We start from the raw sequence: 23,202 nt of genomic DNA on the forward strand, positions 1-23,202 counted from the left end.
GAAAAATGGAAATAAAAAAAGCTGAATTTATAAAATCCGCTGTCTACTCAAATGAATATCCAAAATCCAACAATTTTACAGAATTTTCTTTCATTGGACGCTCAAATGTTGGAAAATCTTCGTTGATAAATTCTTTGACAAAGCGGAAAAACCTTGCCAGAACAAGTAAGACTCCTGGAAGAACACAATTAATTAACTATTTTTTGATAAATGATAAAATTCATTTTGTCGATTTGCCTGGTTACGGATTTGCAAAAGTTCCTCAAGCTGTTAAAAAAAATTGGGGAAAAATTATAGAAGATTATTTAACTTCAGATAGAAAAAAAATTGTGTTTTTACTTTTGGATTTGAGAAGAATTCCGTCAAATGAAGATATGGAGATGTTAAAGTGGCTGGAACACTTTGAAATAGAATATTATATAATTTTTACAAAATCTGATAAATTGTCGAATAACGAAAAATTTAAGCAGTTAAAAGAAATTAAGAAAAAACTTGTCTTTGACAACGAAGATGTATTTTTTTATTCGTCACTAAAAAATACTGGACGAGAAGAACTTCTTAAATTTATTGAAGAAAAAACTCAAAATTATGAATAAAAAATTTCAAAAAAAATATTTCTCTAAAATCCGGGAGAAATATTTTTTATTTTTAACTATTTTTTGACAATTTTATTATTTCATCTTCACATCTTTTCAAATTGGAACTTTCTTTTCCGATTTCTTTAAAATACCTATAAGTTTTCACTTTTATATCAGAAGCCGCCTCTTCATCGATAACTAATACAGAATTTTTATGCAACTGCAATGCTGAAATTGTCCAAAGATGATTTACTCCACCTTCTATTCCATGATAAACTGCTCTTGATTTTTTATACCCATCTGCAAGTATTATAACTTCATCAGAGTCAGTTAATGTGCCAACTCCAATTGTAAGTGCAGCATTTGGAACTTTTTTTACATCATTTTCAAAAAATCTAGAATTTGCCAAAATTGTGTCATAAGTCAAATCTTTTTTTCTAGTTCTGGAAGAAAGCGAAGAACCTGGCTCATTAAAGGCTATGTGACCATCTTCACCAACTCCACCTAAAAATAAATTAATTCCTCCGACTTTTTTTATTTTTTCTTCATATTCTCGGCATTCTTTTTCCACATCTTGTGCCATTCCGTCCAAAATATTAATATTTTCTTTTTTTATATCAATATATTTAAAAAAATTTTCATTCATAAAATAATGATAACTATTTTTATGATTTGCACTTAATCCAACATATTCGTCCATATTAAAAGTTATCACATTTTGAAATGAAATTATTTTCTTTTCATTTAATTCTATTAACTTTTTATAAGTTTTAAGAGGTGTCGCTCCAGTTGGAAGTCCTAGTACAAAAGGCTTTTCCTTTGTTGGACTGAATTTTAAAATTCTTTTTGCTATTTTATAAGCAGTCCAATTTCCTATTTCTTCTCTATTTTTCAAAATTATAACTTTCATCTTTTTTTTCACCTCAACTTTATTTTTATTATTTTAAAACTAAATAAAGATTAGAAAAAAACCGTACCTTTAATCTTATATTTCTCAAGAATTCTGGTACAGTTTTATATAAAGTAATTTTTATACTCAAATTTTTTAAGTTTATTATCAAAGTATAATTTAAAAAAAATTTTTTTTTAAACTAATAATAATTAGTTAGCTAATTTGTTGACTTTTAATGCAAGTCTTGATTTTTTTCTTGAAGCAGTATTTTTTTTGATTACACCTTTAGTTACAGCTTTGTCTAGTTCTTTATAAGCTGCTTGTAATGCTGATTTAGCTTCGTCGACATTTTTAGCTTCCACAGCTTTTACAACTTTTTTTACAAAAGTTCTTGTTCTACTTTTAATTGCTTGGTTTCTAAGTGCATTTCTTTCTCCTATAAATACTCTTTTTTTAGATGCTTTAGAATTTGCCATTTCTTCACTCCTTTCGACAAAATTTATATTTTTGCTTAATATGCAGTCAAACAATTTTAAAAAGACATAGCGCCGAATATCCATTGTTTGGCTAAACTATTTTTTTTCTTTTTAAATTTGCAATTACTATGAATATCATAATTCACATAATATACTATCATTTTTTTCAATAAAAATCAAGTAATTTGCACTAAAAAATTTTTTTCAAATTATAGTTGAGAATTATCAAAAAAAGTAGTATAATGTAAAAATAAGTTAAAAGTCTGAATATTTTTAGATTTTTTTATTTTGATAAAAAAATAACTTGATTTTGAGTTATTTTATTTAGATGAATTGGAGAAAAAAATGAAATACAATGATACAGATTTTATGAGAGATGTAGAAAAAGTTGCAGATAGAGCGCATAATGCAAAAATTGAATGTAGTTTATATTTGGGAGAATACAAAGAAAGAGTGATAAAGGCTTTGACATTTGATGAAGTTAACGAAAAAGGTATTTATTATGAAATCGAAAAAGCTATGGAAGACAAAAATGCCTACAAGCTATTAATTTCTCACCAAGCTGATTTTGTCAATATAAAAAAATATATTGAAATTGCTAAGAAAAAAGGAATGTCATACAAAATGATTGACAGTTTAGAATACTCAGGAGATGTCGCTCTTGTCGTCGCAGCTAAAGATGCAATTGAACACGGTGAAAATGACAATATTTTAGTACAACCTAAATTGGAAGTTATAAAGCAGAAAAATTTACCGGAAATTTATTATAAATCAATGGAAAAATGTATTTGTGAATTTCATTTAGATATAGTTCGGCAAGAATTGCCAAATTACACGAAAAATTATAAAGAAATGGGATTTTTGGACAAATTATTCGGTTCAAAATGTCCAATATGTCAAAAATTAGGAGGAAAAAAGCGTGGTTGATGGATTTAAAATAAAAGGAAAAAATAGTTTGAATGGAACTATAAAAGTGAGCGGAGCTAAAAATGCAGCTCTTCCAATCCTTATTGGAACACTTGTTGCAGAAGGTGAGTATATTTTAAAAAATGTACCAAATTTAAGAGATATTAGAGTTACAATGAAACTTTTAGAAGATTTGGGAATGAAAACTGAAAAATTGGATGAAACTACTTACAAAATAGTTAATGAAGGATTTGTAAGAAACGAAGCCAGCTATGAAATTGTAAAGCAAATGAGAGCTTCATTTTTAGTAATGGGACCTATGATTGCCAATCTTGATGAAACAGTTGTTTCACTTCCTGGAGGATGTGCAATTGGTTCAAGACCTGTTGACTTGCATTTAAAAGGATTTGAGCTTTTGGGTGCGGAAATTACTAGAATTCATGGATATGTCCATGCAAAATCAGATAATTTAAAAGGAGCAGAAATTCCATTAGGTTTTCCAAGCGTTGGTGCAACTCAAAACATTATGATGGCTGCAGTAAAAATTCCAGGAAAAACTATCATTTCAAACGCTGCAAGAGAGCCTGAAATAGTAGATTTAGGAAACTTTTTAACAAAAATGGGAGCTAAAATTAAAGGACTTGGAACTACTAGAATCGAAATTGAAGGAGTAAAAGATTTACATGCCGTTGAATATTCAATTATGCCAGATAGAATTGAAGCTGGAACTTATGTAATTGCTTCTTTAATCACTGAAGGAGATTTAAAAATTCAAGACGCTAGACTTGACGATTTAGGAGCTTTCAAATCTGACCTTGAAAAAATGGGAGTTAAATTTAAAGAAGAAGGAAACATTTTAACTGTGGAAGGAAATTTAAAAGAACTAAAACCTTGTAATGTTAAAACTCTTCCACATCCAGGATTTCCAACAGATATGCAGCCACAAATGATGTTACTTCAAACATTGGTAAATGGAACTAGCACAATGGAAGAGACTGTATTTGAAAACAGATTTATGCATGTGCCAGAATTTAACAGAATGGGTGCTGACATTATGATAAAAAGAGGAATTGCCGTTATAAATGGAGGTGTTTCATTAACTGGTGCCGCTGTTATGTCTTCAGATTTAAGAGCTGGAGCTGCACTTGTACTTGCTGGACTTGCTGCTGAAGGGGAAACTATCGTAAACAGAGTTTATCACATTGATCGTGGATACGATAGACTAGAAGCTAAATTAAACGCTGTCGGTGCTGATATTCAAAGAATTAAACTTGATATTTAATAATTTTTCTAAATTAAATATTTAATTTAATTAATTTATAAAAAATTGACTTTTGTATAAAACAAGAGCCAATTTTTTTATTTGTTAAAATTTTTTCTAAAAATATTTTTTTTATAAATAAATTAAAAAAATAAAAGTCCTAAAAAAGAACTTCTATTAATTATATTTTTTTATTTTTTATTTTTTCTAAATGAATCAAACATATTTTTAGCATTGCTGTAAAGAATTTTTACTTCATAAGGTTTTACATCCACTTGTATTTTTCTCTCAGAAATTGCATAATTTTCTTTTGGATTTAATTGATTTTTATAAAATCCAAACATTTTTGGAACATTTAAGTTTAGTGGATAACTGTCGGTGCTGTTGTTTACCAAAACTATGATTGATTCATTTCCTAAGGAAATTTCATAGGAAATAAAATCCGTATTTGGTTTTGGTGGTGTGTAGTCACGACCTTGATATAATTTTGCTCTTCTTGTCTGATCAGCTAAATATGCTGCAATTTCAGCATCAACTCTACCTTTCGTCTTCCCATCACTATAAACTTCTAATATTCTAAGTTTTCCATTTTTAAACAAATTTTTGTGCTCTTTTCTTATTTTTAGTAAACTTCTATAATGATTTTCAATTTCTTTGTTGCTTGTAACTGGATAAGAAATAAATTTTTGCACTTCATTTACTTCCACTGAATCTGGCAAACTTCTAAGTACTTTTTTATATTTACTTATATCATCAGTTTCATTATCATATGGTTCGTAATCATCCCATAACATAGGTTTTCTATTTCTAGGAGAATCCGCTCCCCACATTCCCTTTTCATCTCCATAATAAATAATAGGAGTTGCAGGTAACATCATTTGCATCGAAACCACTCTTTTTAATTTACTTATTGCAGTTCCATCATATAAATCAGGTCTTATGTTTAAATACTGATTTGACTGATTATTTCTGTCATAAACACGGTTTGTGTTTATCATTCCACTAAAAATTCTATCTGTGTCCAGTGAACCTATAAAAAGCTGCGTCATATTAAATCTGTCAGATGAATATCTATTATAAATTTCATTTAATTTTGAAGCAAATTCTACTCCATTTATACGATAATTAGGATTTGTATTTACGGTGTATTTAATTATATTATTTATAATATTATAATCCGCTCCACTGTCATAAACTCCATCATCTATATCTTTTGTAAAACTATTAGAAAACTCTCCAGTTATTAATAAATCTGGCTTATACTGCTTTAAATTTTCCGTGATATCAGCTATATATTCTTTATTTCTATCGTCATAATATACATATCTAATTCCATCAATTCCATCATCATAAATATTTTTCTTAAAAGTTTGGTCTGGTCCTAAAATCCATTTTTTCATCGAATTTTCAAAATAATTTTGAACTTCTTTGTTGCTCAAATCAAGCACTGTATCTTTTAAATACCAATCTTTAAACTCTTTATTTTCTCTTGCAAAAAAAGCTCCCGAAGTCACATCTGGCGCAACTTCCAAAACAACTTTTAACCCTTTCTGATGCGCCTTTTTTACAAGACTTGCAAGAACCAAGTCAGAATCAGTCCAAACCCAGCTATTTATATTTCTCAAATCTTCCCCAAGCAAATTTTTATCAGTTGTCGGATTAAAAACTAATAAATTTAATTCTTTGTCACCATTGACATTGTGAACAGGTGCTTTTATATCAAGCGCCTTTATTGTCCCAGTCTGCTCAATAACTCCAAAATATGGATCTACATGATTAAAATAAATCGTATCATATTTATGATTTGACAACGAATAAAAAGGTGAAGATAAAATTATATATTCCACTCCTAAATTTTTCAAATAATCTAGTTTTTCTTCAACACCTTTTAAATCTCCACCATAATAACGGGTGTAATTTTGCACTTCATTTAACGCACTTTCTTCCCACTCATTTTTTTCTTCATAATTACTGTTCCATTCATTTAATGAAAATTGCGGTTTGCTTCCATCTCCCCATTCAGCTAAAAGTAATTCTCTTTTTGTAGTTCCCGAACGAATTTCTCCAGTTGGTGCAGAAAAGTCATCAGTTCCAAATTCATTAAAGATCGCATCGTTGTCAACATCTCCATTTCTAAATGAATCAATGTAAATTTGGTAACCAACAGAACCTTTTGCCCAATCTGGAATTTGTGTCAATTTTTTTGAATTTGTATATTCAAATGGAATTACCGAACTTCTATTTTTTGTTAAATTTCTTCCCATAAAATATTTTGTCTTGGCGTCAGTTATTTCAAAAAAATAATCTTTAATCGTGTCTGGAACTTCTGCTAAAAATGTTTCGTTTCCACCATAATTTCCAATTCCACGCATCATTTTTTTTCCATTTTTATAAATTACTTCCACTGAATAAACATCGTTGTTTTTCGTTTTCATAAGTATTTTTACATTTTTCCCATCTTTTACACGATATTCAGAATTTTCTTCGTGTTTTAACGAATTTACATCTATTATTCCGTCATTTCTCTGACTGTATTTCAAATTTTCATTCGTACTTTTATTTTCTTGGTCGTCTATAATTTCTTCATCTATTTTTGAACTGTCATCTATAATTTCTTGCGTTGATTCGTCCAGATGCTCCATATTTGTATCTGCATTGTTCACTTTGTCACTTTTTTCTTTTGAAAAAGAAAGAGTTGTACCAATTATAAATAACAGAACTATAATTTTTAATTTTAATTTACTCATATTTCTCCTTTATCTTTTTTAATTTCTTTTGCCGCTGCAAGACAAAAAACGATAATATTTAAATTTTTAATTTTAGAACTTTGTAAAATTTCATTTTTTATTTCTTTTAAAGTCGCTCCTGTCGTAACAATGTCGTCAACAATCAAAATATTTTTATTACTAAAATCAATTCCCCCTGAAATTTCAAATGCACCTTTTATATTTTTTTTCCTTTTTTCCTCATCCAAAATTGACGCCATTTTTTTAGTATTTTTTGTCCTTTTAATTTTACAATATTTTATTTCTAAATAATTTAGAATCTCGTCAACTTGATTAAAACCCCGTTCACTTTTTCTCTTTTTACTTACAGGCACACTTACAACAATATCTATTTTTTCTTTTTTCAAGATAAAATAAAATTCTTTTTTTATAAGTCCTGAAATAAATTTTGCCAAAATTTTTTTCTTGTTATATTTATAAGCATAAATCAATCTTTTAAATTCATTGTTATAATCCCATAAATAATAAATATTATTAAGTTTTCGCAATTTTTTTAAATCATTAAAAATTTTTTTAGTCTTTTTTGAAACTATTTCGCACTCAACTAATTCCTCCCCAGAAATTATATCTTTATTTCTAAAAAAAATTCCTTTAAAGTTAAAAATCTCGCTTTTTAATTTATCAATAATTTTTAACTGGGTCTTTGACTTTTTCAAGTACTTTAGTTGAGTACATTTCTGTATATCCACAATTTTGACATATTTTTAAATAAAACATATCTATTCCAATTTTCGCTTTTGTCGTTTTTGTTGTCGGCACTGCTATTTTTTTTATTTCAAATGTTTTTTCACCACATTTCAAGCATCTTTCATTATTTCTCATATTTCACCTCAAAACGCATTTTTTATCCATTCAATATTATTAGAAAAACTGTCTATTCCAATAATATCATACCTTACGCCACTATTCCATTTATTTTTTAATATATAAACCTGTGAAGTTGCCAAAATTTTTTTTTGCTTTCTTTGTGTAACCATTTCAACGGCTTTCCCAAAAAAATCATTTTTTCTATATTTAACTTCCACAAACACAAGTGTTTCGTCATTTTCAAAATCTTTAAAAATCAAGTCAATCTCCCCATACCTGCTAGAAAAATTTCTTTCAACAAAAACAAGTCCCTTTAAAGTTAAATACTCTTTTGCAATCTCTTCATATTCAAACCCAATTTTTCTCTTATTTCTCAATTTTCCCATTTTAATCCAATTCCCTTTTTTATTTTTCTAAAAATATTTTATCACATTTGAAGCGAAAAAACAAAATTTTCATTTTTTACAATTTTTATAAATTTATATCTTATTTTTTAACTAACAAACAAAAATATAAGATTATACTAATCAAAAAATCATAATAAAAAGGTACAATTTTAATGTGAAGAAAAAACTTATGTATCTTTTTATTATGTAAAAAATTATAAAAATAAAAAAAGGAAGTGATCTTTTATGAAAAAAGTACTAATTCTAATGTTATTATTAGGTAGTTTTGCTTTTGGTGAAAGCATGTCGATTGAAACTAGAAAATCAGATAGATGTGTTCCAGCAAATTATAGCCTTGATTATCAAGGAATAGATTCTTTCAATGATGGATATTATGCTCACATGTATGAATATGCTAATTGCAAAATAGGTGGTCATTATTTTCACAATGTACGATTAGCAATAATTACAAAAAGCAGTAATGAATTTACAGATACTCTTTCATCTTTAACATTTTATCCTAAAAAGACCGTATACTATTACCCAAATGAAAATAAAATTTCATTTAACATAAATAAAGTGGTATCATGGAAACATTAAACAACAATTTAAAAATTTTCGTTCAAACCTCTGAATAATGTATAATAAAATAATTATACATATTTGGAGGTTTTTATTTTGGGTAATATAAATTAAAAAATTGCAAAAAAATATGATATAATTTAAAAAAAATAAAAAAAAGGAGATAAAAATAAAAATGAATAAAAAATTTAACTACAAACCATTAATTGAATACACAAATTATGAAGGGAAAAAATATGTAAAACCTGAAAAAGCTGGAGATTTAAAGGAAGATATGGAGCTTTTTAGAAAAAATGGACAAAATGCTAGAAAAGTTTTTACGGAAATTGCAAAGGCTTTGGAAGAAAAGACTGATGGATTTCATTTGCAGAAAGTTAGTAGCTGGATGAATCAGGCTCAGATTGCAAGACCTTATCTTTGGGTATTTTTGCGACAAGATGGGGATAGTGATACTGAATCAGGGATTGCTTTGAGAGTTTTTAAAAATGGGAAGACTAAGAAAATTGGGATTTCGCTTGAAGTGAGTTTTGTTGAAAGAAAAATTGGGGAAAATACGCTTGAAAATCAGAATAAAGTTTTAGAAGTGCCGATTAATGAACCGCTTTATTATTTTGTGCAATTTGCGAAAAGTAAGGAAAACTGTGCTTTGGATAGATTTGAAGGTAATGAAAGTAATAGAGAAAAATTTCTTAAAGAGTGGAAAAATGGGGGAATTAGGAAAGTTTTGGTTAAGTTTGATGTGGAAGAGATTGAAAGATTTGAGAGTTTGGATGAGCTTGTTGAGGAATTTTTGGAAGGAATCAGATTGCTTATGCCATTTTATGTTGCTACTCACTAACTAGTAAAATTATTTAAATTTAAAGGAATTTACTACTATTGAATAAAAGACTAAAAAATTTGTTGTAAAATAAATAAAATATTATTTTTATATTAGACTTGTTCAATAACTATATAAATTTAGGATTTGACAAAATAAATATTTAAAAACTAGAGGTTATTCCTTGTAAACTTAGGTTATCGAACATATCTATTCTATTATTTGAGAAAAAATTAGGAGTGATGATTTTGAATTTTGATGAAGCGTTTAAAATACTGGAAATAGAGCCGACAAATGATAAGAAGAAAATAAAAATTGCATATTCTAAAATGTTGAAAAAATATCATCCTGAGGAGTTTCCTGAGATGTTTATGAAGATTAATGAAGCGTATAGGGTTGCTTTGGAGTTTGAAAAATTTGATTTTAATGAAATTAATTTTAATAAAGGGAATTTTAGAAATAAAAATTTTTTTGAAATTGAACAAAAGTCGGAAAAAGATGGATATGAGGAAGTTTCTTTTGGAAATGATATTCAAAAGTCAGAGATTGAAAATGAAGAATTTTCTGATATTTTTAATGGGAAATATGAATGGATGGAAAAAAATTTCAAATCTTGGATAAAAGAAATTCGTAGGATTTTAAATGGCGAAAAAGTTTCTTTTATTTACTTAAAAGTTTTTTTGAAAAGATTTGATAAGTTTTCAGATGATGAAAAGTCTAGGATTAGGGATATTTTAGGATTGGAAAATAATGATTTTGAAGATAATTTGATTTTAAAATCAGAGAATCTTTTTGAATTTGAAAAAGAATACATTATTTCCTGTTTGTCAAATAATAAAAATGAATTTGGGGAAATAAAGGGGCTTTATAACAGTAAAGAGAAAAAAGATAATGATAAGGCTCTAGAAAATTTTGTAGAAAGATATTTTAATGTGAAAAAGTTGAATATTTTTGGATTTTTTATATTTTGGAATATTTATCGTGGAAATTATAAATATTTTGATATAAAAATAAATAAAAGAATTCACAATTTGTTTTTTAATTCAGCAAATAATTTCTTTTTTAAAAGAATAGTTTACAGTTATAAGAAAATAAAGAATATATTTTATCATTTGGAAATTACTTGCGAAGACGATATTGGAGAAGATGACGCTTTTATACACACTCTAATATTTCTTCTTAGTTGTATTGCGCTAATTTTTATTTGCATATTTAGTTTACCAGCAATAATAAATACAAAGGAAATAGATTATAGAAATGTCGTGAAAAGTTTTGAATTAGTGAGAATTTATTGGATTGTACTTACAGTTACAAGAATTTATTTAGATTTTTCACTTGCAAAACGTGGAAACAATTTAAACATGGCAAGTATGTTGAATATACAGATAATTTTGCTTGGAAGTTATTTAATTTCTATTTATTTTAATTATAAAATTAAAGATTTTCTATTGTTTGGAATATTAATATGGATGCTTATAAAATTAATAATTGTAAATAGAATAAAATATTTAAGATTGAAAAATTATGCAAAAAAAATTTTAGATAAAATATATAATTAAAAAAATTACAGTTAATAAAAATAAAATTATTAAAAATTAAAGAATTGAGACTATTTATCAAAAAGTAATAAAATATAAAAAATAAAAATTGAAAAATGCTATATTAGAAAATTTTCTAAACTTTTATAAATGACCAAAATATTATTAAAGGAGAAAAATAAAAATGGGAAGAATGATTGGAATTGATCTGGGAACAACGAATAGCCTAGCTACATATATTGACGATAATGGGAAAATAGAGTTTATAAAAAATGAATATGGAAATATTTTGATTCCGTCTGTTGTGGGAATTGATGAAAATGATGATATTATTGTAGGGGAATTAGCAAAAGAAAGAAGAATGATGAATGCTGGGGAAACTGCGAGTAATTTTAAAAGAAGAATGGGAACAGATGCAAAAATTAAAGTTAAAAATAGAACTTTTGATGCACAAATGTTATCTTCATTTGTTTTGAAACATTTAAAGGAAAATGCTGAAAAACAGTTAAATGAAAAAATAAATAGGGCGATAATAAGTGTACCTGCATATTTTAATGATAAACAGCGAAGAGATACAAAAATGGCAGCAGAATTGGCAGGACTTACAGTAGAAAGACTTATAAATGAACCAACGGCTGCGGCATTGTCACTTGGAAGCAATATTTTAAATCAAAATTTAAAGTTTATTGTTCTTGATTTGGGTGGTGGGACATTTGATGTTACTTTGCTTGAAACATTTGAAAATATTATGGATGTGATTTCTATAAGCGGGGATACGATGCTTGGTGGAGAAGATTTTACTACTAAAATTTGTGAAATTTTTCTAAAGAATATTAAATTAGCAATAACAGATTTGAGCCGTGATGAAAGAACAAAATTGTATACAAAGGCAGATAGAGCGAAAAAATTAATAAGTTTAAAAGATATTGAAATTGAGCTAGAAATTAAAGGAAAAAATTATAAATCAGAAATTACACAAAAGGATTTTAGAGAAACTGTAAAACCGTTGCTTGTGAAAATGAAAGCTGCAATTGACAAGGCTTTGCAGGATGGAAATACAGATGCCAGAGAAATTGAAAAGGTTGTTTTGGTTGGAGGAGCTGTAAAATTAGGGATTATTGAAGAATTTACAGAAAAATATTTTCATAAAATGCGTGGAGAAAAAATATATTTTAGTAGCGAGAATTTTATTGAAAATAATAAACTCGTGTCAATAGTGGCAAATCCTGATACAGTTGTAGCTTACGGTGTTGGAGTTGCAGTTGGAATGAAAGAAAGAAACAAAATGTTTAAGGAGAGAATTTTAACTGATGTTTGTCCATTTACTTTAGGAACAGAACTCGTAGGAAAACGATTTGCACCAATTATTCCTAGAAATACAACTGTTCCAACAAGTAAATCTGAATATTTTTACACAATAGATGACTATCAGGATAAAGTGAATGTTGGAATTTATCAAGGAGAAAGCCTGAATATAGATGACAATTTATTTTTGGGAAATTTTTTGATAGATGTGCCACGAAATATAGCAGGAAAGGAAGCTATAAATGTCAGATTTACTTATGATATAAACGGTATTCTGGAAGTGGAAGCGACAGTTGTGAGTACAGGACTTAAAAAAAGTAAATTGATTGTAAATGGAGATTTATCTGAAGAAGAAAAAAACGAGAAAATAAAAATGCTGGAAGAAATAAAAATTCAGTCTGAAAATAAAAATAAGGATAAACTGCTGCTTGAGAGAGCAAATAGAATTTATGCTGAGATAGTAAATACAGAAATAAGAAATCATATTTCTGGTTATTAAAAAAATATCAAATGGTTGTAGCAACAGGCGATAGAATTCGTATTCAAAAGGCGAAAGAAAGTTTCTCACAGTTTCTTGATAAAATTGATCCTGAAATTAATGATATGAGTATAGAAGATATTTTGAAAGATTTTGAAGATGAAACGGAAGAGGAAGATATGAAAGAAGAAGATGAACTAAAATTTTGGAATTAAAAAATAATTCTTAATTATGAAGAAAAATAATTAAATATTTAAATTTTAATGATTTTGAAATTATGAAAAATGAGGTAAAATATATTAAGAAACTGAAAATAAATAATAAATTAAAGTAAAATAAATTTGTTTGACAACTTTTTTAAAAGGAGTGAGATGGTTATGAAAAGAAAAAATTTATTGAAAATATTGGGATTATTGATCTTAGTAGGAAATGTTGCAAATGCTGAATATTCTGGGAAATTTGAGAAAACTTATTCTAAAAATTCAGATTATAAAATGAAAATTACGAGTGTTAAAAGTGGAAAAAGTAAGAGAAATGTTTCAAAAATATTAAGTAATCAAGAAATTGATTTGAAACTTATTGAAAAAATTGGGGATTCAAATTATTTTAGAAATAAAAATGGGATTTATTATAAAAGTGGAGAAAAAGTTTTGAAATTGGATGGAGTTGATAAAGATAGTTTTGAAGTTATGAAATTTGGAAATTATGGGAAAGATAAGAATAGTGTTTTTTATCATAATAGAAAATTGGATGGTGTTAAACCAATTGGATTTGAGGAACTGGATGAAAGATTTGCGACATATGAAGGTGTTCTTTTTAATAATGGAAAAAAAGTTGAGGGAGTGAGAAGAATTGAGAGTGGCGATATGGATATGAATGGTCTTGAAAGAATTAGAATTTCTGATCATTGGGATCTAGGGTACTCAAATTATTTCAAAAATAAAGATGGAATTTATTATGCGGGGAAAAGTAAATTTCTTAAATTGAACGGTGCAGATAAAGATAGCTTTAGTGTGACTTTTAAAGGAAAATATGGAAAAGATAAAAACAGTGTCTATTATCAAGATAAAAAAATGGACGGTGTAAAACCAAGTGAATTTATAGAGTTAAATGATATTTTTGCAAAAGATCGAAATAATATTTATATTGATGGGAAAAAACTCGAGAATTTTGAGGCAAGAGATTTTTTGATTTTGGATGAAAAGAGATTCGAGTATAAAAATAAGAAATATTATTATGATAAAAAAAGTAAAACTGTTAAAGAAGATAAAGAAATTGGAAAAAGTTTTTAAAGTTATCAGACAGAACTAATTAAAGGATCTTGAATAAATTTACCATTTTAAATAGAAAAAAAATTAAAAATGACAAGGAGCAAAATATGAAAAGAAAAAATTTATTAAAAATATTGATTTTATTTATTTTAGCGGGAACTATTGCAAATGCTGAATATTTTAAGGAAAATGGAGAAGTTTATTATAAGATGCCATATTTTGAAATCAAGTCGAAAGTGAAAGGTGCAGATGCGAAGACTTTGGAGAATGTTGGAGAAGATAATATGGAAATAGCCGGCTATTTTGGGAAAGATAGCAAGAATACTTAAATAAGAAATCATATTTCTGGTTATTTAAAAAATTATCAAATGGTTGTAGCAACAGGCGATAGAATCTGTATTCAAAAGGCGAAAAAAAGTTTCTCACAGTTTCTTGATAAAATTGATCCTGAAATTAATGACATGAATATAGAAGATATTTTGAAAGATTTTGAAGATGAAATGGAAGAGGAAGATATGAAAGAAGAAGATGAACTGGAATTTTGGAATTAAAAAATAATTCTTAATTATGAAGAAAAATAATTAAATATTGAAATTTTAATAATTTTGAAATTACAAAAAATGAGGTAAAATATATTAAGAAAAAATAAAAATATTTAAAAAGAGGGAGTAATAAAAATGTCAAATTTGAATAAAGAGATTGTTAATGAGATTTTAGAAAGAATAAAAGGGGATTTTTTGAAAGAAATTAAAGAAAATAATGTGGAACTTAATATTAAGCCACTTCGTCATGCAAAACTTTTGGATAGAGAAGAAATTTCCTTGACAGAGAGTAAAGTGGGAGGATTTCCGTATATTCCGATTGGAGAAAGAGCACCGATGTTTTATGATGCGTTTTCAGATTGTGAAGATGATGAGGATGACGATGAAGATGGAAATGAAACAATGGCTCTGTTTGCTCAAATTAATTGTGAGGATTTAAAAGGACTTGAAAATTTTCCTGAAAAGGGGCTTATTCAAATTTATATGCAAGGGGATACAGATTTTGAAGTTTACAATGAAGATGACTTGAAAGTGATTTATTATGAAAATATTGGGGAACATTATAGCGAAGAAGAATTGAAGGAGATTTATAATCCAAAATTTGATTGTGGAGATTTTCCTTTTGGAGAAACGCTTGGAAGAGAGATTGGGTATGCATTGGAATTTTCTTCGATGTACAATATTTCAGAAATAAGTGAAGAAAAACAGAAAAAATATCTTGAGACAACTTTGGAAAAAATGAATTTAAAATTGTCGGAAAAAGAAAAGGAAGATATATTTTTAAAGGTAGAAGATGACATATTCTATAATTTTAAGTGGAATGAGTATATTGATAAAAATATGGAAATAGTAGATGAAAAGGCGTGTGGAATTGATTCAAGAACGCATTGTGGCGGATATCCTGATTTTTTTCAAGGATACGACCCTAGAGAAAAGGAAGGAGAAAAAGAAAAATACGATACGGTTCTTTTTCAGTTAGGAAGTGATTTGTCTAAAGATGGAGATTGGAGAGCTTTAATTTTTGATGCTGGATTTGTGAACTTTTTTATTAACAGTGAAAAATTGAAAAATAAAGATTTTTCAGATATTTTTGTTGATGTTCAATGTGGTTGATATTTTTGAATAACAAGGGAAATATGAGCATTTATCAAAAAGGATTTAGATAAATCTAACATTAAAATGAAAAATTAAAAATAAGGAGCGAATATGAAAACAAAAAATCTATTAAAAATATTGATTTTATTTATTTTAGCGGAAACTATTGCAAATGCTGAATATTTTAAGGAAAATGGAGAAGTTTATTATAAGATGCCATATTTTGAAATTAAGTCAAAAGTGAAAGGTGCGGATGCGAAGACTTTGGAGAATGTTGGAGAAGATAATATGGAAATGGCTGGCTTTTTTGGAAAAGATAGCAAGAATACTTATTTTATTGGGAAAAAGATAAAAGATGTTTCACCTAAAGGATTTGAGATTTTGGATACAAAATATGTAAAAGATGATAAAAACTTGTATAAATTTGAAACTGATTCGCTTTCTTATTTTTCAAGTAATGAAATAAAAACGAAAAAAGTTTCGATTGATGGACTTGATGTGAAAAGTTTTAAGGTTTTAGAGAATAATAAAGATTCCTACTTCGACTATTATGTAGATAAAAGCAATGTTTATATTGATAAAGATAATTTGGAAAAAATAACAGGAGCGGATAGAAATTCTTTTGAAATTTTAGGGTATTCTATTGCTAGAGATAAAAATAATGTCTATAAAAAAGGGGAAAAATTAGGAAATATAGATATTGCGAGTTTTAAATATTTTGATAATGGGATAGCGAAAGATAAGAATAGAGTTTTTTATATGGATGAGCGTAAAGATATTAAAAATGCGGATGCGAAAACTTTTGAGAGAATGGGAGAAAGCTATTATTTTAGGGATAAAAATAATGTTTTTGCTTTAAAAAATGATTATCCTGACTCTAGTTATAATTTGGTTTTGGAAATGTCGAAAAATATTGATAGAAGTAGTTTTGATATTTTGAATGCTGAATTTGGGAAAGATAAAAATGGCGTTTATCATTTTGGAGAAAAAATAGATGGAATTTCTTCGAATAATGCTAAAGTTGTTGAAGAATTAGGAGATTACGATTATATTTTTCAAAGTGGCAATGATCATTACTTGGTAACTGTAAATGAAGGAAATTCATATGACAAGTCAGATGATAATACAAAAGAAAAATTTAAAATAAAGAAAATAAATGGCTTGAATATTGATTATGACACATTTAAATATTTTGAAATATACGATTTGTATAAAGATAAAAATAATTTTTATTATCATTCAGATAATGACTTGAAAAAAATTAAAAGTGATATTGATGTTAAAAGTGCTGAAAAAATGATTGAGTTGCGTGATTTTATAAAGGACAAAAATAATATTTATCATTTTTCTGATGGAAAACTTGAGAAAATTAATTTGAAAATTGATGTAAATAATTTAGAATATTTGGATGATGGAAATTCTGTTTTTAGTAGTTATTTGAGAGATGGGAAAAATGTTTACTTTGTGAATGATGAAGATGGGAAAATAAAAATTGTGAAAAATGTTGATAAAAACACATTTAAAGTTGTAAACGGAAATTATGGAGTGGATAGTAAAAATGTTTATTATTTGGGAGAAAAACTGGATTTTATAGGATTAGATGGACTTAAAATTTTTAATGAGGGTTATTTGAAAGATAAGAAAAATGTTTATGAAATTTCTGTAAATGATAATGATAAAGTGAAAGTAAAACCGATTAAAAATCTTAATATTGATGTGGCAACTTTTGAAGATATTTTCGGCGGATTAAATTACAAAGATAAAAATTCAGTTTATTATGTTGATGAAAATAATGGAGAAGTTTCTTTGAAAATATTAAAAGGAGCAGATCCGGCTACATTTGAGTTTGGAGTTATTTCTAAAGATAAAAATAGTGTTTTTGTTGATAATCAGAAATTGGAAGGTGTGAGTTCTAAAGGATTTGAAGTATTGGCTGATTTGTTTAATTTTGTGAAGGATTATAAGAATGTTTATTATTTGGATAGAGAAAGTGATGGGATTACTTATAAAGTAAAAGTTTTAGATACAAAAGGAATTGATATTCCGAGTTTTGAATTTTTTGGATATTCTTATAACAAATATTTTAAAGATAAAGATAATATATATTTTTTGAATGATAAAGATGATAAAATGGAATTTGAAAAATTGGATGGTGCGAATCCGAAAACATTTGAAATTGTTGACGATTATTTTGCAAGAGATGATAAAAATGTTTATATTTTGGGATATAAAGTAGATGGAATTGATCCAAAGACATTCGAAGCATTAAATTATGAAATGATAAAAGATAAAAATGGAGTGTATTTTTTGGAAAATATTTCAGAAGAAAATGAAAATTCAGAAATAAAAACTAAAAAGTTGAACTTAAAAGGATTGGATTTGAGAAGTTTTAAAAAAATTGATGATAGTGATTATTATTTTAAAGATAAAAATAGTATTTACTACGAGGATTCTGGAAATTTACATAAAATAGAAAATGCTGACTTAAAAACATTCAAAGACTTGGATTATAATTTTGCGAAAGATAAAAATAATATTTATTATAAAAATAAAAAATTGGATGGAATCGATGCTGCAAGTTTTGAAAAAATAGAATTTAATTTTATAAAAGATAAAAATGGACTTTATAAAATTGACGAAGATGAAGAAAAAAATGAGATAAAATTAATTCCACTCAATGAAAAAGTCAATCTTGAAAATTTTGAAGAAATAGGTGGAAATTATTATAAAGACGATAAAAATCTCTATTATTTTGGAGAAAATGAGTTTAAGAAAATAGATGGATCAGATCCAAATTCATTTGAATATGACAACGAAAATTATACTTTTATTGCAAAAGACAAAAATAATGTTTACTTTGACGGAGAAAAAGTAAAAGGAATAGATGTTAAGAGTGCTGAAGGAATAGACGGGCTTTGGATAAAAGATAAAAATAGTGTGTTTTATCGAGGGAAGAAATTGGAGAAAATCAGTTCAAATAACTTTAACTATTTTGATGGCGGAATGTCGTATGATATAATTTTAGTTGACAAAAACGGAGCTTACAAATTGTTGGAAAATGAAAATCAAAAAGATAAAATAATCCCACTTGATAGCAAAAATATTGACTTAAAAACTCTTGAAAGAATTGAATCTCCAATGGATAGTTCCAATTATTTTAAAGATAAAAATGGGGTTTATTTTTTGAATGGAGAAAAATTCGTGAAAATAAATGGAGCGGATATAGATACTTTTGAAGTGACAATGAGTGGAAAATATGGAAAAGATAGGAATAATGTTTATTTTGAAGGGAAGAAAATGGAAGGGGAGAATCCGAAGAAGTTTGAGGAGGAGATGGAGATTAAATAATAGGAATTGCTTTGTTTGAATTGCTAAATTTTGGAATAAAAAAGGAGAGTTATTGTGAACATTAAAAGATATTTGTTAAAAATTCTGCTTTTACTTGTTTTGGTAGGGAGTGTTGCGAATGCAGATATTCTTGTGGTGCCTTTTTATGAAATTCATGAAAAAAGTGTGTACTATAGAACAGAAAATGGATTAGAAAAGTTGCAAAATGCAGATGCGAAAACTTTTGAAATTTTTAAAGAAAGCAGATCTTTTGGAAGGGATAAAAATAATGTTTACTATTTGGGAGATAAACTGAATAAAATAGATCCAAAAACTTTTGAAGTAGTTGAAGGATACTATATTACAATGTTCAAAGATAAAAATGGAATTTATACTTTTGGAAAAAATTATGATAAATTAAAAATTATAAATTTTAAAGAAAATGGGATTGATATAGATTTTAATGATTTTAAAGTAATTTCAAGCGAAAATCCAACCATTTATAGAAATAAGAATGATGTTTATTTCCAAAAAGGCGGGAAAATTTATCCAATAAAAAATGTGGATGCGAAAACTTTTGAAAAAATAAACGGTCGTAGTTATCTTGATAATAAATATTATCGAGATAAAAATGATGTCTACTATTTTTCTAGTGACAAAATATTGAAACTAGAAAATGCAGATAGAAACAGTGTTAATGAATTAAGTAAAAATATTTTAAGAGATAAAAATAATGTCTATTTTGAAAATCAACAAATAAAAGGTTTGGATGTTAATAGTTTTAAAGTTATTTATGAAAATAGAATATCAGAACCTGAAAATTTGATAAAAGATAAAAATGGTGTCTATTATATTGATGAAAATAAAAAAACTTTAATAAAATTTAAAAATAATGAGATAGATATAGAAAGTTTTGGAATAGCAAATAAAATGTTGGATGATTATTTCAAGGATAAAAATAATGTCTATTATTTGGAGGATTATAAACTTCATAGGTTAGATGATTTGGATATTGAGACTTATCAAAATATTTTTATGACAAGATACAAAAAGGATAAAAATAATTTGTACTTTAAATGGAAAAAAGTAAAAAATGTTAATCCCAATGATGTTGAAATAATTGAAAATGACTTCATTAAAATAAAAGATACATTATATGAAATTTCTAATTTTGAAGAAAAAGAAGTTGAAATATTACCTTTAGCAGTTGATGTAAAAAGCTTTGAATATATTGATAACAAGTACTATAAGGACAAAACTAACATTTATTATAATAAAAATGGAAAATTAAAAAAAATAGAAGATGTAAATTTCAAAAGTTTTGGAATACTAGAAGAAAATTCTTATTTTGGAAAAGATAAAAATAATATTTATTATAAAGGAGATAAATTAGAAAAAATAGATAGAAATAGTTTTAGAGTATTAAATGAATCTTACGATAATTCTATAATAAAAGATAAAAATGGAATTTACATATTAACTAAAGAGAGTAGCATAAAAATAATTAAAATTGATAAAAATATTAAGAATATTGATTTTAATAATTTTGAAGAAATTACAAATTATCCTTATGTTTTTAAAGATAAAAATTCTGTTTATACTTTGAATACAGATGATGATAAAACAGTTACGGTTTTTAGTTTTGAAAAAAATGATTATAAACTAAATAAATTAAATAATATAAATCCTAAAAAATTTGATATGATAGAATTTAATTATTTTAAAGATGATAAAAATATTTTCTATTTTTCAGATAAAGAAAAAATAATGAAAAAAATTGAAAATGCTGATGTTGAAAGTTTTGAAGTGCTAGATGACGATTATTCGAAAGATAAAAATAGTAAATATTATCATGGAGAAAGAATTAAGTAAAAATAGATATTAAAATTATTCAGATAACAAAATAAGAAGAAAGGAGAACCCGATATGAAGAACAGCAAAAAAACAAAACTGCCAATCGGAGTATCTAATTTTAAAGACATTATTGAAAAAAATTACTATTATTTTGATAAAACAAAATTTATAGAAAATATTTTAGAAGATGGCTCTCAGGTGAAATTGTTTACTCGTCCTAGAAGATTTGGGAAAACATTGAATATGTCGATGCTTAAATACTTTTTTGATGTTAAGAATAAAGATGAGAACAGGAAACTGTTTGAAGGGCTGAATATTTCTAAAAGTGAGTATTTTGACATACAAGGGAATTTTCCTGTGATTTCGGTTTCGTTTAAGAAATATCAGGAAAAAGATTGGAAAAATGGATTTGATATGATTAAAGATATTATTTCTGGCTTGTATGATGAATTTGAGTTTGTGAAGGAAAAACTCAGTGCAAGAAAAAAGAAAAAGTTTGATTCGATTTTGATGGAGGAAGCTAATCTTGCTAATTGGAAAAATTCGTTGGCAGATTTGTCAAATTATTTGTATGATTTTTATGGAAAAAAAGTGATTGTTTTAATAGATGAATATGACCAGCCGATAATAAATTCCTATATTGAGGGATATTACGATGAAACTATTGATTTTTTCAAAAGTTTTTATGGTGCTGTTTTGAAGGATAATGAGTATCTTGAAATGGGAGTTATGACTGGGATTTTGAGGGTTGCTAAGGAAAATATTTTTTCTGGGTTGAATAATTTAGAAGTTCATACAATTTTAGATGATGAGTTTACAGAATATTTTGGGATTATGGAAAACGAAGTGGAAAAATCAGTCGAAGATTTTGGTTTGGAGTATGAATTGAAAGATGTCCAAAAATGGTATAATGGTTATTTATTTGGAAATAGACAAGTTTATAATCCGTGGTCTATTATCAATTTTTTAAAAAATGGAAAATTGAAACCTTATTGGGTAAACACAAGTGGAAATGGTCTTATTAAATTGTATTTGAAAAAGTTAAGAGACAGCATTTTTGATGATTTTACGAAACTTCTGGATAAAAAAAATATCTTAAAAATTATTAATGATAATATGACTTTTGGTAATTTGGAAGCAAATTTTGAAAAAAATATTTGGAATTTATTTTTTCATAGCGGTTACTTGACTTTAGCAGAAAAATACAATGGAAATGATGTTTGTTTAAAAATACCAAATGAAGAGATATTAAAAATGTTTTCAGAAATGTTTATAGAAGTATACTTTGATAGTTATGAAAAATTTTTATATATGTCAGATTCTTTAAGAAATGGCGATATTTCAAATTTCAAAAAATATCTAAAAGAAATTTTATTGGAAAATACTGGAATATTTGATGTGAGTGGAACTTACAAAGAGCAATTTTATCACGGATTGATGTTAGGATTAATTTTAATTTTGAAAAATGAATACGAAATTACATCGAATAATTTTGCGGGAAAAGGAAGATACGATTTACTTTTAAAACCTAAAAATATTTTGGAAGGAAAAGAAGGAATTATTATTGAATTGAAAATTATTAATGGGACAGAAAATTTAAGTAATAATAAAATTCATGAAAAACTTGAAAAGGAATGTGAAGTTGCGTTGAATCAAATTGATGAGAAAGGATATAGTTCTGTTTTGAAAAATGCTGGGATTGAGAAAGTTTTGAAAATTGGGATTGCATTTTTGGGGAAAGAATTTGAGATGAAGTTTGAAAAATAGTTAAAAAATATAATATTATTGCTTTTCATAAAAAAATATTGTATAATTAACTTAATAAATGAAATAAAAAAACTTATATTCATTGTTAAAAAAAGGCCAATTTAAAGAGAGTTTTAAAGCTCTCTTTGTTTTTTATAAAATATAATTATTAATTTTCTTTTTAACCATAATAAAAATCTCCAAATATCATATATTTTATCATATATTATTTAGAGATTTACATAAAAAATTTTTTATACATCCTTTTAATAATGATATTTGAATTCAAAATTAAATATCAATAAGTCTGTTTTATCAATTCAAATATTTCTCAAAATCCATTCAAATTTCTTTTCATACTATTCCCCGTTTAAAAAGCGAATATTTATTTTCAAATAATTAAAATAAATATCAAGTTTAATCTGCTAAAAAGATTTACAACATATTCGTTATTTAAATGGGGTTTAGTATTACATTTGCTCCCTCTTTAATTTTAAATGATAAAATCCATAAAAATTTTGAAAATTGGGATTGCATTTTTTAAGGAAAAATGAC

21 protein-coding genes are annotated in these 23,202 nt (G+C 26.2%); 15 read left to right on the top strand and 6 right to left on the bottom strand.

What is annotated here, in order from left to right:
- Positions 1–5 precede the first annotated feature (5 nt).
- Complete coding sequence (gene yihA, locus J5A73_RS07305; protein ID WP_211614452.1) at positions 6–596, top strand: ribosome biogenesis GTP-binding protein YihA/YsxC; 591 nt, start codon at positions 6–8, stop codon at positions 594–596.
- Between the two features lie 52 nt (positions 597–648).
- Here the strand turns inward: yihA and nagB are convergent, their stop codons facing one another.
- Both nagB and rpsT read right to left on the bottom strand, forming a co-directional pair.
- Complete coding sequence (gene nagB, locus J5A73_RS07310; protein ID WP_211614455.1) at positions 649–1,488, bottom strand: glucosamine-6-phosphate deaminase; 840 nt, start codon at positions 1,486–1,488, stop codon at positions 649–651.
- A gap of 191 nt (positions 1,489–1,679) precedes the next feature.
- Complete coding sequence (gene rpsT, locus J5A73_RS07315) at positions 1,680–1,946, bottom strand: 30S ribosomal protein S20 (RefSeq protein ID WP_211614457.1); 267 nt, start codon at positions 1,944–1,946, stop codon at positions 1,680–1,682.
- Positions 1,947–2,291: 345 nt separating this feature from the next.
- Between rpsT and J5A73_RS07320 the strand changes: the two genes are divergently transcribed.
- Together J5A73_RS07320 and murA are read left to right on the top strand one after the other, a co-directional pair.
- Positions 2,292–2,873 carry a DUF1694 domain-containing protein gene (locus tag J5A73_RS07320; RefSeq protein WP_211614458.1) on the top strand — a complete coding sequence of 194 codons (582 nt, stop codon included), beginning with the start codon at positions 2,292–2,294 and terminating at the stop codon, positions 2,871–2,873.
- Positions 2,866–4,134, top strand: coding sequence for a UDP-N-acetylglucosamine 1-carboxyvinyltransferase (gene murA, locus J5A73_RS07325; RefSeq protein WP_211614460.1), 1,269 nt, complete (start codon positions 2,866–2,868; stop codon positions 4,132–4,134). The genes J5A73_RS07320 and murA overlap by 8 nt, the downstream gene beginning before the upstream one ends.
- Before the next feature lie 170 nt (positions 4,135–4,304).
- On the opposite strand, the gene J5A73_RS07330 is transcribed toward murA, so the two are convergent.
- The 4 genes from J5A73_RS07330 to J5A73_RS07345 are packed head-to-tail and all read right to left on the bottom strand — an operon-like array spanning position 4,305 to position 8,092.
- Positions 4,305–6,860 (bottom strand): alpha-amylase family glycosyl hydrolase, encoded by a 2,556-nt coding sequence (locus J5A73_RS07330; RefSeq protein WP_211614462.1) that lies wholly within the window; start codon positions 6,858–6,860, stop codon positions 4,305–4,307.
- On the bottom strand, positions 6,857–7,555 hold the full coding sequence (locus tag J5A73_RS07335; protein ID WP_249069208.1) for a ComF family protein: 699 nt from the start codon (positions 7,553–7,555) through the stop codon (positions 6,857–6,859). Before J5A73_RS07335 ends, J5A73_RS07330 begins: the two co-directional genes overlap by 4 nt.
- Positions 7,521–7,721 carry a zinc ribbon domain-containing protein gene (locus J5A73_RS07340; protein ID WP_094079153.1) on the bottom strand — a complete coding sequence of 67 codons (201 nt, stop codon included), beginning with the start codon at positions 7,719–7,721 and terminating at the stop codon, positions 7,521–7,523. Before J5A73_RS07340 ends, J5A73_RS07335 begins: the two co-directional genes overlap by 35 nt.
- Before the next feature lie 8 nt (positions 7,722–7,729).
- Positions 7,730–8,092: a YraN family protein gene (locus J5A73_RS07345; protein WP_211614464.1), complete on the bottom strand. Its 363-nt coding sequence runs from the start codon at positions 8,090–8,092 to the stop codon at positions 7,730–7,732.
- A 267-nt stretch (positions 8,093–8,359) separates the two neighbouring features.
- Here J5A73_RS07345 and J5A73_RS07350 point away from each other — a divergent pair, with 267 nt between their 5' ends.
- The 12 genes from J5A73_RS07350 to J5A73_RS07400 all read left to right on the top strand — a co-directional run bounded on the left by J5A73_RS07350 (position 8,360) and on the right by J5A73_RS07400 (position 22,668).
- Positions 8,360–8,692 (top strand): hypothetical protein, encoded by a 333-nt coding sequence (locus tag J5A73_RS07350; RefSeq protein WP_211614466.1) that lies wholly within the window; start codon positions 8,360–8,362, stop codon positions 8,690–8,692.
- A 157-nt stretch (positions 8,693–8,849) separates the two neighbouring features.
- The gene (locus J5A73_RS07355) at positions 8,850–9,512 is read left to right on the top strand and encodes a sakacin A production response regulator (protein WP_211614468.1); all 663 of its coding nucleotides are present in this window, start codon (positions 8,850–8,852) and stop codon (positions 9,510–9,512) included.
- A gap of 221 nt (positions 9,513–9,733) precedes the next feature.
- Positions 9,734–11,050: a J domain-containing protein gene (locus J5A73_RS07360; RefSeq protein WP_211614470.1), complete on the top strand. Its 1,317-nt coding sequence runs from the start codon at positions 9,734–9,736 to the stop codon at positions 11,048–11,050.
- 163 nt (positions 11,051–11,213) lie between these two features.
- Entirely contained in the window at positions 11,214–12,833 is a 1,620-nt protein-coding gene (locus J5A73_RS07365; RefSeq protein WP_249069209.1) for an Hsp70 family protein, read from the top strand.
- An 11-nt stretch (positions 12,834–12,844) separates the two neighbouring features.
- A complete protein-coding gene (locus tag J5A73_RS10520) occupies positions 12,845–13,027 on the top strand; it encodes a hypothetical protein (protein WP_249069210.1) in 183 nt (60 codons plus the stop codon).
- 162 nt (positions 13,028–13,189) lie between these two features.
- Positions 13,190–14,104 (top strand): DKNYY domain-containing protein, encoded by a 915-nt coding sequence (locus J5A73_RS07370; RefSeq protein ID WP_211614472.1) that lies wholly within the window; start codon positions 13,190–13,192, stop codon positions 14,102–14,104.
- A gap of 86 nt (positions 14,105–14,190) precedes the next feature.
- On the top strand, positions 14,191–14,412 hold the full coding sequence (locus J5A73_RS07375; RefSeq protein ID WP_211617467.1) for a hypothetical protein: 222 nt from the start codon (positions 14,191–14,193) through the stop codon (positions 14,410–14,412).
- A 39-nt stretch (positions 14,413–14,451) separates the two neighbouring features.
- Complete coding sequence (locus J5A73_RS07380) at positions 14,452–14,634, top strand: hypothetical protein (RefSeq protein WP_249069211.1); 183 nt, start codon at positions 14,452–14,454, stop codon at positions 14,632–14,634.
- Between the two features lie 126 nt (positions 14,635–14,760).
- Positions 14,761–15,738: a YwqG family protein gene (locus tag J5A73_RS07385; RefSeq protein WP_211614474.1), complete on the top strand. Its 978-nt coding sequence runs from the start codon at positions 14,761–14,763 to the stop codon at positions 15,736–15,738.
- 93 nt (positions 15,739–15,831) lie between these two features.
- Complete coding sequence (locus J5A73_RS07390) at positions 15,832–19,068, top strand: DKNYY domain-containing protein (protein ID WP_211614476.1); 3,237 nt, start codon at positions 15,832–15,834, stop codon at positions 19,066–19,068.
- 54 nt (positions 19,069–19,122) lie between these two features.
- Complete coding sequence (locus J5A73_RS07395) at positions 19,123–20,919, top strand: DKNYY domain-containing protein (RefSeq protein ID WP_211614478.1); 1,797 nt, start codon at positions 19,123–19,125, stop codon at positions 20,917–20,919.
- Positions 20,920–20,973: 54 nt separating this feature from the next.
- Entirely contained in the window at positions 20,974–22,668 is a 1,695-nt protein-coding gene (locus J5A73_RS07400; RefSeq protein ID WP_211614479.1) for an AAA family ATPase, read from the top strand.
- Positions 22,669–23,202: the final 534 nt, after the last annotated feature.

Source organism: Leptotrichia sp. oral taxon 218 (assembly GCF_018128225.1).
Lineage (GTDB): Bacteria > Fusobacteriota > Fusobacteriia > Fusobacteriales > Leptotrichiaceae > Leptotrichia.